The following is a 13,790-nucleotide window of genomic DNA, read 5'->3' as shown; positions in this document are numbered from 1 at the left end:
GGGGGGCCGGGCCCACCCCCCCGGGGGGGGGCGCCCCCCCCCGCGGGGGGGGGGGGCGGGGGGGGGGGGGGAGGGCCGCGCCGCCGCCACCGCGGGTTCCTTCGCGTGCGGCAGGGCTGTGCCGCCGGGCTCGCGACGACCCGCACCTCGCTGGCGCCCGGACCGGCCCGCGCCGGAGCGGGCGGGAACGGACCGCGCGGAATAGGTCTTCACGAGGCCAGTGACGCTGACTGCCAGTATCTCGGCCACCTGGCGATCCTACGGATCCCGCGACGGCACCGGGGTTCTGGTCCCCGGCCCGATCGCGCGGACGCCCGTCCGAGCCGCCCGGCCGCGCCGGACGACGAGGGCCGCACGCACCGTCAGCTCCGCTGCTGGTGCGCCCGGGCCACCGGCATCCGACGCCGGGAGTGGCCGGCCGTGACCGGTTCACCCGGTTCCACCAGCGCGCCCCAGGCCCCCAGCCGCTCGTAGAGCGTCGTCGGGGTGGTGCTGTAGAGCCGGGACAGCGACTGCAGGTCCGAACGCCGCAGCCGCAGCACGTCCCGCGAGCTGTCCGAGCGAAGGACCTGCACGATCGCGATCCAGCGGCGCAACGGCCCGGTCCGCGTCGGCGGCAGCTTGCGCAGCCGGCGCAGGTCGATGACCAGCGGCGGGAGCGCCTCGACGTCGCGCCGTTCGGCAGCCGGCGGGACGAGCAGGGTAGCGGGCACGTCATACAGGTCGGCGAGCTCGACGAGCCGGTGCACCCGCAGCGTGCGGGAGCCTCGTTCGTAGGCACCGAGGGTTCCCGCGGTCCACCGGCCATGGGTGCGCTGCTGGACGTCCAGCAGCGACAGGCCACGCCGGTTACGCGCCGCGCGAAGCCGGCGCCCGAGCTCCAGGGCGTAGTCCGCCTCTGTCACGGTCTCCGTCCGGGTCAGGTGGTCAGGAGACGCCAACCGCCCCCCTGTGACAGCCTGTCAGGCATCGGTCCGTCAGGCAGCCGGTTCTCTCAAGAAGCCGCGAGGCAATGTGGCCCCGACGTGGTTCCACGAATGCAGGGCGCTACCCGTTTTCCGGTCATTTCGACTTGTCGGAGTCACTGGGTGACGGATTTAGGGCTCTTGCCGCAGTTGCCCGAGATGGGCGGCTGTCGATGGTCCGTCGTCCTGGAACCCGGGAAGGTGACGGTTCGTCAGCGACCGCCATGGCAGGTGGGCACATCCGGATGGTCCGGCGTCCTCACGGTGGCGGCGCCGGCATCGGGTCGTCCTCGGCGTGGTCGGCGTCCCAGTGCCGGGCGCGCGCGACGGCGTCCTGCCAGCGGCGGTAGTCCCTGTCGTGGCGGTAGTCCCTGTCGTGGCGGTCGTCCCTCTCGCGACCGCCGTCCTCTCCCCTCGGCCGGGTCGCCGGATGGTAGCGCCGTCCCGCGCGGCGCAGGCCGGCCAGGGCAGCCGGGTCGGGAAAGAAGCCGGTCGCGAGACCCGCGAGGTAGGCCGAGCCCAGCGCCGTGGTCTCGATGTCGGCAGGCACGTCGACGTCGACGCCGAGCACGTCGGCCTGGAACTGCATGAGCCACGGGTTGCGGGCGGCCCCGCCGTCGGCGCGCAGCTCGGTCACCGGATAGCCGGCCGCGGCCATCGCCTCGACGACGTCGCGCGTCCGGTAGGCGATGCCCTCGAGCACCGCGCGGGCCAGGTGCGCCCGGGTGGTGCCGCGGGTGATGCCGAGCAGCGTGCCACGGGCCCGCGGGTCCCAGTACGGCGCGCCGAGGCCGGCCAGCGCAGGGACGAAGTACACGCCGTCGTTGCCGGGAAGCGAGGCGGCGAGCTCCGCGGTCTGCGCCGCGTCCGTGATGATGCCGAGGGAGTCCCGCAGCCACTGCACCGCCGCGCCGGTGGACAGGATCGCCCCTTCCAGGGCGTAGCGGACGGGCTCACCGTCAAGCTGGTAGGCCGCGGTGCGCAGCAGCGCCGAGTGCGGCGGCGGTACCGTCGCGCCCGCGTTGACCAGGACGAACGAACCGGTGCCGTAGGTGTTCTTGGCCTGGCCGGGCTGCAGGCAGCCCTGGGCGAACAGTGCGGCCTGCTGGTCGCCGACGGCCGCGGCGACGGGGACCCGCACGCCGAGGAAGGCCGCCGGGTCGGTCGTCGCGTACACCCGGGAACTCGGTACCACGGTGGGCAGCAGCTCGGCGGGGACGCCGAACAGGTCGAGCAGGTCCGGCGCCCAGTCGGCCGCCGCCAGGTCGAGCAGCAGCGTCCGGGAGGCGTTGGTGACGTCGGTGATATGCGTGGCGCCGCCGGTCAGCCGCCAGATCAGCCACGAGTCGACCGTGCCGAAGGCGAGTTCGCCCCGGTGCGCGCGGCGGCGCAGCGCAGGCTCGCGGGTCAGGATCCACTCGATCTTCGTGGCGGAGAAGTACGGGTCGAGGACCAGGCCGGTTCGCGCCTGGACGGACTCGGCGTGGCCGTCGGCGGCGAGCTGCTCGCAGCGGGCGGCGGTGCGCCGGTCCTGCCAGACGATCGCCGGGTGCACCGGCGCCGAGGTCGACCGGTCCCAGACGACGGTCGTCTCCCGCTGGTTGGTGATGCCGAGCGCGGCGATGTCCGCCGGTCGCCGGCCGGCGTCGACGAGCGCCGCCGCGACGGTGTCGACGGCGCCGCGCCACAGCTCCTCGGGGTCCTGCTCGACCCAGCCGGGCCGGGGGAAGCGGGGATGCACCGCGGTGTGGCTGCGGCCGACGACGGTGGCGTCGGCGTCGAGCAGACAGACGGTGGTGCCCGTGGTGCCCTGGTCGATCGCCGCCACCACCGGGCCCCGCGCCGCTGCGGCCATCCCGTGCCTCCCGCCCCGCGGGCAGCCCGCGTCGTCGATCGCCCGGACGGCAGATCGCTGGACCGAGCATGGCGCACGGTGCGACGAAGTGCCGCCGTCGCACCCGTTCCGCCGGTCGCCGGTCGCGCGATGGCAGCACATGCCAACGAACCCTCCAGGGGGACCTGCCGGCTCGGTTTTTTCGTTCGGCATGGTGTCCGCTCTGTCCGTGCGGAGGGACCACGGCGATCATCATGACGGTGGTCTGGGCGGATCGTCCGCCCCGGCATCACCCACTGCCACGAGCTCGCGCCGGTTGTGCGTGGCTGAACCGCTACCTGACTCTTCGGCAGGGATAAATCGCACGCGGAGGCCGTTCAACGCGACGGGAAGCCTCTCTCCCACGCAACGCACCGGACATTCCGGACATCGGATAGTCACTCGCGGCGCCATAGGCGGCCGGTTGCTCCCCGCGGGCGGGTCGCGCTCGCGGCGGCCGTGACCGCCTGTGGTCGCTTCGGTTATCTGGTGGTAGCGGTGTGACGTCGCTGGCCGTCGCCGCGCCGCGCGTCGCGGGCGCGGTGCCGTCGCGGCGCGGTCGCGGCTGGGGCTGGGAGTGGCATTGGGTGGAGCCTCCTCTGACCAGCCGAAGATCCACGGAAAGTTGCCTAGCCGATGGTCGACAGGTCCACGGGGGAGCTCGGCGGGGTGGCTGCGGCCGGGGTGCGGAACTCGTTGAACGTGAGCTCGGTGGTGGAGCTGCCGGCCAGAGTGATCCGCACGGGGTACGCCGGCCCGGTGTTCGCCACGGTGAAGGTGGTGCCGTCGGACGCGGTGGCCCGCACGACCCGGGTGCCGTCGAGCTTGTCCTGGCGGACGCCGCCGGCCAGTCCGGCGAGGTAGCCGCGCAGCGAGTCGCTGTAGCGATCGAGGGTGAAGTAGCTGTACTTCGCGGCGTCCGTCGCGGCGAGGCGGACCCAGCGGTCGGCGAGCAGGCTGGCGGCGGCGTCGTCGCCGGTGGCCGTGTAGTACTCGCGGGACCGGCGGACGTACGTGTCGTTCTTGATCTTGATGAGCTGGGTCTCCTGGTCGTACTCCTCGACCGTGCCGCGGGTGGTGGTCGGCGACATCACCAGGTCGAAGTGGGCCGGGGCGTCGGACCTGGGGTCGGAGACCGCGCCGACGAGGTGCACGCCGGGTGTGCCGCGCAGGGCGGCCAGGGTCCGGGTACCGACCTCACCGGCGGGCAGGCGCTCCAGGCCGTTGGTCGGTCCACCGTTTCCCCCGTCGCTGCCCCCGTCGCAGGCCGCGGCGGCGAGGGTGACCAGCAGGCCGAGGACGAGCAGCGCTCGTGGGACCAGCGGAACTCGCGGGAACAGGCCGTGCCGTGGTCGAGCCCGCATCAGTCCGTCGCCTCCGGATCCCCAGGTCGTGGTCGTGCAGCCCGATAGTGCCGGACGCCCGATGGTGGGGAAAGTCTGGCAGTACCCGATCGGGGGTGGTCGATCGCCCGCCGCGGGTGGGTGGATGTTGTGCTGTGGGCGACCGCGGTGGGTCCGGCGGCGCCGCTGTGGCGCCGTCGTGGCCGAGCTGTCGCGGATGTGACGCGGATCAGGTGCTCAAGGGGGCCTGACAGGGGGGTCTCGGTTCGACCGCGTCCCGGAAATAGGGCACACTGGCGTTGTGAAAAACGACCACGATGCCTCGGGCGGGACGGCCGACGGCCGCACCCGCGACCGGGTCGTGCGTCGGCTGCTGGAAGGCGGATCGGCCACCGCGGCCGAACTGTCCCGACAGCTCGGCGTCTCCCCGGCCGGGATCCGCCGGCACCTCGACGCGATGGTGTCGGACGGCATTCTCACCCCCATCGAGACCCGCCCCCGCGGGCCGCGCGGGCGAGGCCGCCCGGCGAAGTGCTACGCGTTGACCGAGGCCGGCCACCAGGCCGGCCCGTCGGCCTACTCGGATCTCGCGGCCGGGGCGCTGAGCTTCCTGGCGGAGGTCGTCGGCCCGTCGGCGGTCAGCCAGTTCGCCGACAGCCGCGCCGCCGACCTGGAGCGGCGGGTGCGCTCCGCGGTCGTCGCCGCCGACCCGGCGGACCGCCCCGCGGCGCTGGCCGAGGCGATGACGGCGGCCGGGTACACGGCCAGCGTCTCCGAGCTGCCCACCGGGCTGCAGATCTGCCAGCACCACTGCCCGGTCCAGTTCGTCGCGGAGCGCTTCCCCGCGCTGTGCGACGCCGAGACGGCCGCGTTGTCCCGGGTGCTCGACACCCACGTGCAGCGCCTGGCGACGATCGCGCACGGCGACGGTGTCTGCACGACCCACATTCCCGCGGGCTCGCCCTCGGCTCCCGACGGGGCTGCCGCCGTCTCCCCGCCCGCGTCCACGAACTGTCCGCCATCCCCGTCTTCGGAGGGTTCCGCCCTATGACAACCTCTGCCGAGACCGCCCTTGAGGGCCTTGGTTCCTACCGGTTCGGATGGGCTGACACCGACGCCTACGCCGACGACGTGGAGCGTGGCCTTTCCGAGGCGGTCGTCCGTGGCATCTCGGCGAAGAAGTCCGAGCCGTCGTGGATGCTCGACCTGCGCCTGAAGGGTCTGCGCCTGTTCGAGCGCAAGCCGATGCCGACCTGGGGCGCGGACCTCTCGGGCATCGACTTCGACAACATCAAGTACTTCGTCCGCTCGACCGAGAAGCAGGCCGCCGAGTGGTCGGACCTGCCCGACGACATCAAGGCGACCTACGACCGCCTCGGCATCCCGGAGGCAGAGAAGCAGCGCCTCATCTCGGGCGTCGCCGCGCAGTACGAGTCCGAGGTCGTCTACCACAAGATCCGTGAGGACCTTGAGGAGCAGGGCGTCATCTTCCTGGACACCGACTCCGGCCTGCGCGAGCACCCGGAGCTGTTCCAGGAGTACTTCGGCTCGGTCATCCCGGTCGGGGACAACAAGTTCGCCGCGCTGAACACGTCGGTCTGGTCGGGTGGCTCGTTCATCTACGTGCCGCCGGGCGTGCAGGTGGAGATCCCGCTGCAGGCCTACTTCCGGATCAACACCGAGAACATGGGCCAGTTCGAGCGGACGCTGATCATCGTCGACGAGGGTGCCTACGTGCACTACGTCGAGGGTTGCACCGCGCCGGTCTACTCCTCGGACTCGCTGCACTCCGCGGTCGTCGAGATCGTGGTGAAGAAGAACGCCCGCTGCCGGTACACGACCATCCAGAACTGGTCGAACAACGTCTACAACCTGGTCACCAAGCGTGCCGCCTGCCACGAGGGCGCGACCATGGAGTGGATCGACGGCAACATCGGCTCCAAGGTCACGATGAAGTACCCGGCCGTGTGGATGCTCGGAGAGCACGCCAAGGGTGAGGTCCTCTCGATCGCCTTCGCCGGCCCCGGCCAGCACCAGGACGCCGGCGCGAAGATGGTGCACGCCGCGCCGCGCACCTCTTCGACGATCATCTCGAAGTCGGTCGCCCGCGGCGGTGGCCGCACGTCCTACCGCGGCCTCGTGCAGATCAACGAGGGCTCGACGTCGTCGAAGTCGACGGTGAAGTGCGACGCGCTGCTCGTCGACACGGTCAGCCGGTCGGACACCTACCCGTACATCGACGTGCGCGAGGACGACGCGTCCATCGGCCACGAGGCCAGCGTCTCCAAGGTCGGCGCGGACCAGCTCTTCTACCTGATGAGCCGCGGCCTGGCGGAGGAGGAGGCGATGGCGATGGTCGTGCGCGGCTTCGTCGAGCCCATCGCCCGCGAGCTGCCGATGGAATACGCGCTCGAACTCAACCGCCTCATCGAACTGCAGATGGAAGGTTCGGTCGGCTGATGGCCGTTATCGACGCCACCGGGCGACCCCCGGCGGCCTCCGGAGCCGTGCCCCGCCCGGTGCGATCACGCAGCCCGCTCGACCACCTGGTGCCCACCGGCCGCGAGGAGGCGTGGCGGTTCACCCCGCTGCGCCGGCTGCGCGGCCTGCCGTCGGGCCCCGACGCCGACGGCACCGTGTCGGTGTCGGTGCAGGCGCCGACCGGGGTCGCGGTCGAGCAGCTCGACCCGGCCGACCCGCGGGTCGGCCGGGTGCTCACCCCGGCCGACCGGGTCGCGGCGTTCGCCCTGGCCCGGGCCACCGACGTGACCGCCGTGACCATCCCGGCCGAGGCCGCCCTCACCGAGCCGGTGGTCATCCGCCTGCACGGCGAGAGCCCGCGCACCGGCGCCGGCGCGGCCGGCAGCGGTGTCGCCTACGGGCACGTGATCGTCGAGATCGGCCCGTTCGCGTCGGGCACCGTCGTGCTCGACCACACCGGCAGCGCCACCTACGCCGGCAACGTCGAGGTGTACGTCGGCCACGGTGCCTCGCTCACCGTCGTGTCCGTGCAGGACTGGGACGCCGACGCCGTGCACCTCGGCGCGCACGCCTACTCGGTCGGGCGGGACGCGAAGCTGCGCTCGTTCACCGTGACCCTCGGCGGCGAGCTCGTCCGGCTCAACCCGACCGTCGAGTACCGCGGCCCCGGCGGCGACGCCGAGCTCAACGGCGTGTTCTTCACCGACGCCGGGCAGCACCAGGAGCACCGACTGCTCGTCACCCACGAGGCGCGGTCCTGCCGCAGCCGGGTGACCTACAAGGGCGCGCTGCGCGGCGAGTCGGCGCACGCGGTGTGGATCGGCGACGTCGTCATCGGCGCCGACGCGGTCGACACCGACACCTACGAGCTCAACCGCAACCTGGTGCTCACCGACGGCGCCCGCGCCGACTCGGTGCCGAACCTGGAGATCCTCACCGGCGAGGTCGTCGGCGCCGGCCACGCCAGCGCCACCGGCCGTTTCGACGACGAGGCGCTGTTCTACCTGCAGTCCCGCGGCATCCCGCCGGCCGAGGCCCGCCGGCTGGTCGTGCACGGCTTCTTCGCCGAGGTCATCGACCGCATCGAGGTTCCGGACCTGCGCGAACGCATCATGACCGCGGTGTCCGCGCGGCTCGGCGAGCTGCCGGCGGACGCATGAGCACCGCCGCCGCGCCGCACCGGTACCGTGTCTGCGCCCTGAGCGAGCTCAGGGACGACACGGCGCTCGGCACCGAGCTCGACGGCGTGCCGGTGTGCGTCGTGCGCGTCGGCGAGAAGGTGTACGCGCTGCGCGACGAGTGCTCGCACGCCGACGTCCAGCTCTCCCAGGGCGAGGTCGAGGACGGCAAGATCGAGTGCTGGCTGCACGGGTCGCAGTTCGACCTGGCCAGCGGGGTGCCCCTGACGCTGCCCGCGATCGACCCGGTACCCACCTACCCAGTGACCATCGACGGCGACGACGTGTTCGTCGACGTCGCACATTCGACCCCGGAACGAGGGTGACCACAGCGGTGTCGACCTTGGAGATTCGTAACCTGCACGTGTCCGTGGACACGGAGGAGGGTCCGCGCGAGATCCTGCGCGGGGTCGACCTCACCGTCCGTAAGGGCGAGACCCACGCCATCATGGGCCCGAACGGGTCCGGCAAGTCCACGCTGTCGTACTCGATCGCCGGCCACCCGAAGTACAACGTCACCGACGGCAGCATCACGCTCGACGGCGAGGACGTCCTCGCCATGGGCGTCGACACCCGTGCCCGCGCCGGGATCTTCCTCGCGATGCAGTACCCGGTGGAGATCCCCGGGGTGTCGGTGTCGAACTTCCTGCGCTCCTCGGCCACGGCCGTGCGCGGCGAGGCGCCGAAGCTGCGCACGTGGGTCAAGGAGGTCAAGGCCGCCATGACCGCCCTGGAGATGGACCCGGCGTTCGCCGAGCGCGGCGTCAACGAGGGCTTCTCCGGCGGCGAGAAGAAGCGCCACGAGATCCTCCAGATGGCGCTGCTCAAGCCGAAGATCGCCGTGCTCGACGAGACCGACTCCGGCCTCGACGTCGACGCGCTGCGCATCGTCTCCGGCGGTGTCGAGGCCGTGCGCGCCCAGGGCGAGACGGGCATCCTGCTCATCACGCACTACACGCGCATCCTGCGGTACATCAAGCCCGAGTTCGTCCACGTGATGGCCGGTGGCCGGATCGTCGACGAGGGCGGCCCGGAACTCGCCGCCGTGCTCGAGGACTCCGGCTACGACCGTTACGTCAAGGGCGACGGCGCCGCCGTTCCGGTGGCGAAGGCGGGAGCGGTGTCATGACGCTGGCCGAGCCGCGGGCGGCCGGCGCCGCGGCGCCGGTGCTCGGATTCGACGTGGAGCAGGTGCGCAAGGACTTCCCGATCCTCGCCCGCACCGTGCACGACGACCTGCCGCTGGTCTACCTCGACAGTGCCGCGACCTCGCAGAAGCCGTACGCCGTCCTCGACGCCGAGCGTGCCTACTACGAGCTGCACAACGCCAACGTGCACCGCGGCATCCACGTCCTCGCCGAGGAGGCGACCGCGCTGTACGAGGCGACCCGGGACAAGGTCGCCGCGTTCATCGGCGCCACCGACCGGCGCGAGGTCGTCTTCACCAAGAACTCGACCGAGGCGCTCAACCTGGTCGCCTACGCGATGAGCAACGCCGAGACCACCGGCCCGGAGGCGGACCGCTTCCGGATCGGCCCCGGCGACGAGATCGTCGTCACCGAGATGGAGCACCACTCCAACCTGGTGCCCTGGCAGATGCTCGCCCGGCGCACCGGCGCCACCCTGCGCTGGATCGGCCTGACCGACGACGGCCGGCTGAACCTCGACAACCTGGACGCGGTCATCACCGACCGGTGCAAGGTCGTCTCGATGGTGCACCAGTCGAACATCCTCGGCACGATCAACCCGGTCGAGCGGATCGTCGCGCGGGCCCGCCAGGTCGGCGCCCTCACCGTGCTCGACGGCTCCCAGTCCGTGCCGCACTTCCCGGTTGACGTGGCGGAGCTCGGCGTCGACTTCCTCGCCTTCACCGGCCACAAGATGTGCGCGCCGACGGGTGTCGGGATCCTGTGGGGCCGCCTCGAGCTGCTCGAGGTCATGCCCCCGTTCCTCGGCGGCGGCGAGATGATCGAGATCGTCACGATGGAGGGCTCGACCTACGCGCCCCCGCCGCACCGGTTCGAGGCCGGCACCCCGATGATCAGCCAGGTCGTCGGGCTCGGTGCCGCCGTCGACTACCTCATCGGGCTCGGCATGCCGGCGATCGCCGCCCACGAGCACGCCGTCACCGCCTACGCGCTCGACGCGCTGGCGACCGTGCCCGGCCTGCGGATCATCGGCCCGCCGACGCCGGTGGACCGCGGTGGCGCGATCTCGTTCGTGCTCACGGACGACGATGGCCGCGGGATTCACCCGCACGACGTCGGGCAGATCCTGGATGAGCGCGGCATCGCCGTCCGCGTCGGCCACCACTGTGCGCGGCCGGTCTGCCTGCGCTTCAACGTGCCGGCGACGACCCGTGCGTCGTTCCACCTGTACACGACGACCGGCGAGGTCGACGCCCTGGTGGAAGGTCTGCACGGGGTGCGGAGGTTCTTCTCGAGGTGAAGCTCGATTCCATGTACCAGGAGATCATCCTGGACCACTATCGCAACCCGCTGCACCGCGGCCTGCGCGACCCGTTCGACGCCGAGGTGCACCACGTCAACCCGACCTGCGGCGACGAGGTCACCCTGCGGGTCAAGGTCACGGGCGGGGTCGTCGAGGACGTCTCGTACGAGAGCGAGGGCTGTTCGATCAGCCAGGCCTCGGCGAGCGTCATGAGCGACCTCGTCATCGGCAAGAAGATCGATGAGGCGCTGGAGCTCGAACGCGAGTTCCTGGCGCTGATGCAGTCACGGGGCACCGCCGAGGGCGACGAGGACCGCCTCGAGGACGCGGTGGCGTTCGCCGGGGTCTCGAAGTACCCGGCCAGGGTGAAATGCGCCCTGCTGTCCTGGATGGCCTGGAAGGACGCCACGGCCAAGGCCGTGGACCCGGCGTCCGCCGCGGCAGCGACCCCGGCGGCAGCGGCGCCCGCCGCCCTCGACGTACCTGAGCAGGAGAAGCCATGAGCGACGCGGTGACGGACACCGACACCCGCGCGGAGGCGGCCGAGGCCCCTCGGCCCGCGATGGACCCGGACCCGACGGGCCCGGCCGAGGCCGAGGCCGGCGCCGCCGGCGAGTCGCACGCCACCGTCGCCGAGCGCGCGGCCGGCCTGGAGCTCGCCGAGTTCGACGACATCGAGGAGGCGATGCGCGACGTCGTCGACCCCGAGCTGGGCATCAACGTCGTCGACCTCGGCCTCGTCTACGGCATCCACGTCGCCGACGACAACACGGTCACCCTCGACATGACGCTGACGTCCGCGGCCTGCCCGCTCACCGACGTCATCGAGGACCAGACCCGCTCCGCCCTCGTCGACGGCCCCGACGGCCTCGTCGCGGGTGTCACGATCAACTGGGTCTGGATGCCCCCGTGGGGCCCCGACAAGATCACCGACGACGGCCGCGAGCAGCTCCGCGCCCTCGGCTTCAACGTCTGACCCACGCTGGTCCGACGAGTCGGTCACCGAAAGCCGCCACCGGTCTGGCCGGAGCACCCCTCCGACCAGACCGGGCTTCGGCATGCCTCGGCAACGCCCGCGCGTGGTCTCATGGGATCTCCGAACGGACGTTGCGGCACCAGGTAGCACAAGGTGCTACCGTCGAGTGATGGACAGTCTGGAGATCACCCAGCGGGATCTGCGGGCGAGGTCGCGGGAGATCATGGACGCGGTGGAGCACGGGCAGTCCTTCACCGTCACCCGGGACGGTCGCCACATCGGCCAGCTCGTCCCCATCAGGCGCCGGCGCCGATTCATCCCGCGGCAGGAGTTCGCCGCGATGTCGCGCAACGCTCCCGACACTGATCTGGACTCCTTCCGCGCCGATCAGGATGCCACGGTCGACCCCGACGCCACCGGCGCGCATGAGCGGTGAACACCCGAGGCAGGGTCTGCTCGACACGAACATTCTGATTCTGCGCCGCTGGATCGATCCCGCTGAGCTTCCAGACGAGGTCGCCATCAGCGCGGTGACACTCGCCGAACTCTCCGCCGGGCCGCACGAAGTTCGACGAAACGATGAACAAGGCCGCTACGACGAACATGAGGAACGCGCCCGGCGCATGGAGACACTCCAGCGGGTCGAGAACGAGTTCGACCCGGTCCCGTTCGACGCCGAGGCGGCCCGCGCATACGGCCGCCTGTCCGCCGCTGTCGTTGCCGCCGGCCGCAAGCCACGCCGTCGCGTCGCGGACCTCATGATTGCCGCCACGGCGATCGCGGAAGGTCTGCCGTTGTTCACCACCAATCCCAGCGACTACGCCGGGCTGGAGAAGCTGGTGACCGTCATCCCGGTCACGCGGCCAGCGGTACCACGCGAAGGCACTTGATCTGATCCGCGGGACCGCTCGAGACCTCGATCCTCCGGGTTCGACACAATAGGGCCCATGAGTGAGAGCGAGTCGCGGCAGGAACGTTTCGACCGCGGGAAGCAGGTACTCGACGCCATCAACCCCGAGGTCGGCGAGAACATCCTCGGCTCCCTCGCCGACGTCGCCCCCGAGCTCGCGCACCAGGTCGTGGCCTGGGGGTTCGGCGAGATCTACGCCCGCCCCGAGCTTGAGCCACGCGACCGCCAACTCGTGACGCTCGGCATCCTGACGGCACTGGGTGGCTGCGAACCCCAGCTCGACGTGCACATCAACACAGCGCTGAACGTGGGGATCGCCCCGCAGCAGATCATCGAGGTGTTCCTGCACTCCGCCGCCTACTGCGGCTTCCCGCGCGCCCTCAACGCGGTCTTCGCCGCCAAGAAGGTCTTCACCGAACGCGGCCTGCTACCAGTTGCTCCGTAGTCACGATGGCTGGCTCGTGTGTTGGTCGACCGGAGCAAACGCCATGTTTCGCTCCAACGGAACAACATTCCCATGGCGTGCATGCGGCGGGCTTAGGGTGATGGTCACGGACTGCGTCAGGTGAGGAGTAACACCGTGATCCTGGTCGGGGACCTGGGGCAGCTTGTCGGCTGGGCACCCAGCGAGCAAGCGGGGGGGGGTCTGTAGATTTCGCAGGCGCCCGTCCATCGTCGGCCCGTGGCAACAGGGCCGGTGAGGCGTAGTGGCCTGGAAAGAATCAGACGCGCGCATGGCGGCGTACGACGTCCTGGCACGACTGGGTGTCGACCCGCCCGATCTCGAACTGCTCCGCTTCGGCGAGAACGCGCTGTATGCCTTCCCGCCGCGCCGCCTGGTGCTGCGGGTCGCGCGGCCCGGAACGTCGGCGGAGCATGTCGCGCGGACCATCGAGTTCGTCCGCCGCGTCGCCGCGCAGGGCATGGAGGTTCCGGAACCGACCACGGTGGCCGGCATCGACCAGCCGGTGGTGACGTCGACCGGGGTGGTGAGCCTGTGGGCGCTGTACGACATCGACCGGGACTGCCGGGTGAGCGCGGCGGAGCTCGGCGGGCTGCTTCGGCACTTTCATGACCTGGCCGCCCGGGAAAGCGCGCTCGTCGACGAGTGGGACCCGTTTGATCTGATCCGCCCACGGCTTGCCGCCGCGCGCCGGGACGGCATCGCCCGTGAGCTCACGGATCCGCTGGAATCGCTGCGCACGCGGCTTGAATCCGCCGTTCCCGCCGTGCGGTCGGTGCTTGGCAACGGCGTCATCCACTGCGACATGCACTACGGCAATGTCATGTGCCTGCCGGGGCATCGCCTGCTGCTCATCGACTATGACCAGGTCGCGCTCGGCCCGCGGGAATGGGATCTCGTCCCCAACCTGGTCACCTATCGCCGCTTCGGCATGTCGGACGCCGACTACGGAGCCTTCTGCGGCGCCTATGGCTACGACCTTCGGTCGTCGCCGCACGTGGACACGTTCGTGGCGCTGCGGGAACTCGGCATGGTGACCTGGCTGCTGCAGCAGTACGGCACGAGCGCCGCGATCGACGCCGAGATCGAGCTGCGCGTGCGCACCATAGCCGAGCCCGGCACGCGTGCCACCACCTGGAGCGCACGCTGA

At 71.3% G+C, this 13,790-nt stretch carries 15 protein-coding genes and 1 pseudogene; 12 read left to right on the top strand and 4 right to left on the bottom strand.

All coding sequences use genetic code 11. The features are described 5' to 3' along the window. From MXD60_RS23460 to MXD60_RS23445, 4 genes and pseudogenes are all read right to left on the bottom strand, one after another. Positions 1-249, bottom strand: a pseudogene (locus MXD60_RS23460) (hypothetical protein); the annotation flags it as partial. Positions 250-362: 113 nt separating this feature from the next. Beyond that, positions 363-905, bottom strand: a complete 543-nt coding sequence (locus tag MXD60_RS23455; protein ID WP_248821505.1) for a helix-turn-helix domain-containing protein — start codon at positions 903-905, stop codon at positions 363-365. A 319-nt stretch (positions 906-1,224) separates the two neighbouring features. Beyond that, positions 1,225-2,820 (bottom strand): glycerol kinase GlpK, encoded by a 1,596-nt coding sequence (gene glpK, locus MXD60_RS23450; RefSeq protein ID WP_248821504.1) that lies wholly within the window; start codon positions 2,818-2,820, stop codon positions 1,225-1,227. A 647-nt stretch (positions 2,821-3,467) separates the two neighbouring features. Then, positions 3,468-4,202 carry a hypothetical protein gene (locus MXD60_RS23445; RefSeq protein ID WP_248821503.1) on the bottom strand — a complete coding sequence of 245 codons (735 nt, stop codon included), beginning with the start codon at positions 4,200-4,202 and terminating at the stop codon, positions 3,468-3,470. A 280-nt stretch (positions 4,203-4,482) separates the two neighbouring features. Between MXD60_RS23445 and MXD60_RS23440 the strand changes: the two genes are divergently transcribed. The 12 genes from MXD60_RS23440 to MXD60_RS23385 all read left to right on the top strand — a co-directional run bounded on the left by MXD60_RS23440 (position 4,483) and on the right by MXD60_RS23385 (position 13,790). Beyond that, positions 4,483-5,232 (top strand): helix-turn-helix transcriptional regulator, encoded by a 750-nt coding sequence (locus MXD60_RS23440; protein WP_248821502.1) that lies wholly within the window; start codon positions 4,483-4,485, stop codon positions 5,230-5,232. Then, positions 5,229-6,641, top strand: a complete 1,413-nt coding sequence (sufB, locus tag MXD60_RS23435; protein ID WP_248821501.1) for a Fe-S cluster assembly protein SufB — start codon at positions 5,229-5,231, stop codon at positions 6,639-6,641. The genes MXD60_RS23440 and sufB overlap by 4 nt, the downstream gene beginning before the upstream one ends. Next, a complete protein-coding gene (gene sufD, locus MXD60_RS23430) occupies positions 6,641-7,822 on the top strand; it encodes a Fe-S cluster assembly protein SufD (protein WP_248821500.1) in 1,182 nt (393 codons plus the stop codon). The genes sufB and sufD overlap by 1 nt, the downstream gene beginning before the upstream one ends. Further along, the gene (locus MXD60_RS23425; protein ID WP_248821499.1) at positions 7,819-8,166 is read left to right on the top strand and encodes a non-heme iron oxygenase ferredoxin subunit; all 348 of its coding nucleotides are present in this window, start codon (positions 7,819-7,821) and stop codon (positions 8,164-8,166) included. Before sufD ends, MXD60_RS23425 begins: the two co-directional genes overlap by 4 nt. 8 nt (positions 8,167-8,174) lie before the next feature. Then, a complete protein-coding gene (sufC, locus tag MXD60_RS23420) occupies positions 8,175-8,969 on the top strand; it encodes a Fe-S cluster assembly ATPase SufC (protein ID WP_248821498.1) in 795 nt (264 codons plus the stop codon). Further along, entirely contained in the window at positions 8,966-10,288 is a 1,323-nt protein-coding gene (locus tag MXD60_RS23415) for a cysteine desulfurase (protein WP_248821497.1), read from the top strand. The genes sufC and MXD60_RS23415 overlap by 4 nt, the downstream gene beginning before the upstream one ends. Next, complete coding sequence (sufU, locus tag MXD60_RS23410; protein WP_248821496.1) at positions 10,285-10,794, top strand: Fe-S cluster assembly sulfur transfer protein SufU; 510 nt, start codon at positions 10,285-10,287, stop codon at positions 10,792-10,794. Before MXD60_RS23415 ends, sufU begins: the two co-directional genes overlap by 4 nt. Then, the gene (locus tag MXD60_RS23405; RefSeq protein ID WP_248821495.1) at positions 10,791-11,267 is read left to right on the top strand and encodes a metal-sulfur cluster assembly factor; all 477 of its coding nucleotides are present in this window, start codon (positions 10,791-10,793) and stop codon (positions 11,265-11,267) included. The genes sufU and MXD60_RS23405 overlap by 4 nt, the downstream gene beginning before the upstream one ends. 169 nt (positions 11,268-11,436) lie before the next feature. Continuing rightward, entirely contained in the window at positions 11,437-11,703 is a 267-nt protein-coding gene (locus MXD60_RS23400) for a type II toxin-antitoxin system Phd/YefM family antitoxin (RefSeq protein ID WP_248821506.1), read from the top strand. Continuing rightward, the gene (locus MXD60_RS23395) at positions 11,693-12,157 is read left to right on the top strand and encodes a type II toxin-antitoxin system VapC family toxin (protein WP_248821494.1); all 465 of its coding nucleotides are present in this window, start codon (positions 11,693-11,695) and stop codon (positions 12,155-12,157) included. The genes MXD60_RS23400 and MXD60_RS23395 overlap by 11 nt, the downstream gene beginning before the upstream one ends. 57 nt (positions 12,158-12,214) lie before the next feature. Beyond that, positions 12,215-12,622: a carboxymuconolactone decarboxylase family protein gene (locus MXD60_RS23390; protein ID WP_248821493.1), complete on the top strand. Its 408-nt coding sequence runs from the start codon at positions 12,215-12,217 to the stop codon at positions 12,620-12,622. A 289-nt stretch (positions 12,623-12,911) separates the two neighbouring features. Next, complete coding sequence (locus tag MXD60_RS23385) at positions 12,912-13,790, top strand: phosphotransferase enzyme family protein (protein ID WP_248821492.1); 879 nt, start codon at positions 12,912-12,914, stop codon at positions 13,788-13,790.

The organism is Frankia sp. AgB32 (assembly GCF_023243045.1).
In the GTDB taxonomy this organism is placed as follows: Bacteria; Actinomycetota; Actinomycetes; order Frankiales; family Frankiaceae; genus Frankia.
Note: the sequence above shows the minus strand (reverse complement) of the source record. Positions and strands in the feature narration are given on the sequence as shown.

Bases quoted from the DNA above. Each gene is read 5' to 3' on its own strand.
- MXD60_RS23385 (WP_248821492.1), top strand. From the start codon at position 12,912: ATGGCGGCGTACGACGTCCTGGCACGACTGGGTGTCGACCCGCCCGAT.
- MXD60_RS23445 (WP_248821503.1), bottom strand. From the start codon at position 4,202: ATGCGGGCTCGACCACGGCACGGCCTGTTCCCGCGAGTTCCGCTGGTC.
- MXD60_RS23400 (WP_248821506.1), top strand. From the start codon at position 11,437: ATGGACAGTCTGGAGATCACCCAGCGGGATCTGCGGGCGAGGTCGCGG.
- MXD60_RS23425 (WP_248821499.1), top strand. From the start codon at position 7,819: ATGAGCACCGCCGCCGCGCCGCACCGGTACCGTGTCTGCGCCCTGAGC.
- MXD60_RS23405 (WP_248821495.1), top strand. From the start codon at position 10,791: ATGAGCGACGCGGTGACGGACACCGACACCCGCGCGGAGGCGGCCGAG.
- sufB (WP_248821501.1), top strand. From the start codon at position 5,229: ATGACAACCTCTGCCGAGACCGCCCTTGAGGGCCTTGGTTCCTACCGG.
- MXD60_RS23395 (WP_248821494.1), top strand. From the start codon at position 11,693: ATGAGCGGTGAACACCCGAGGCAGGGTCTGCTCGACACGAACATTCTG.
- MXD60_RS23415 (WP_248821497.1), top strand. From the start codon at position 8,966: ATGACGCTGGCCGAGCCGCGGGCGGCCGGCGCCGCGGCGCCGGTGCTC.
- sufD (WP_248821500.1), top strand. From the start codon at position 6,641: ATGGCCGTTATCGACGCCACCGGGCGACCCCCGGCGGCCTCCGGAGCC.
- glpK (WP_248821504.1), bottom strand. From the start codon at position 2,820: ATGGCCGCAGCGGCGCGGGGCCCGGTGGTGGCGGCGATCGACCAGGGC.
- MXD60_RS23390 (WP_248821493.1), top strand. From the start codon at position 12,215: ATGAGTGAGAGCGAGTCGCGGCAGGAACGTTTCGACCGCGGGAAGCAG.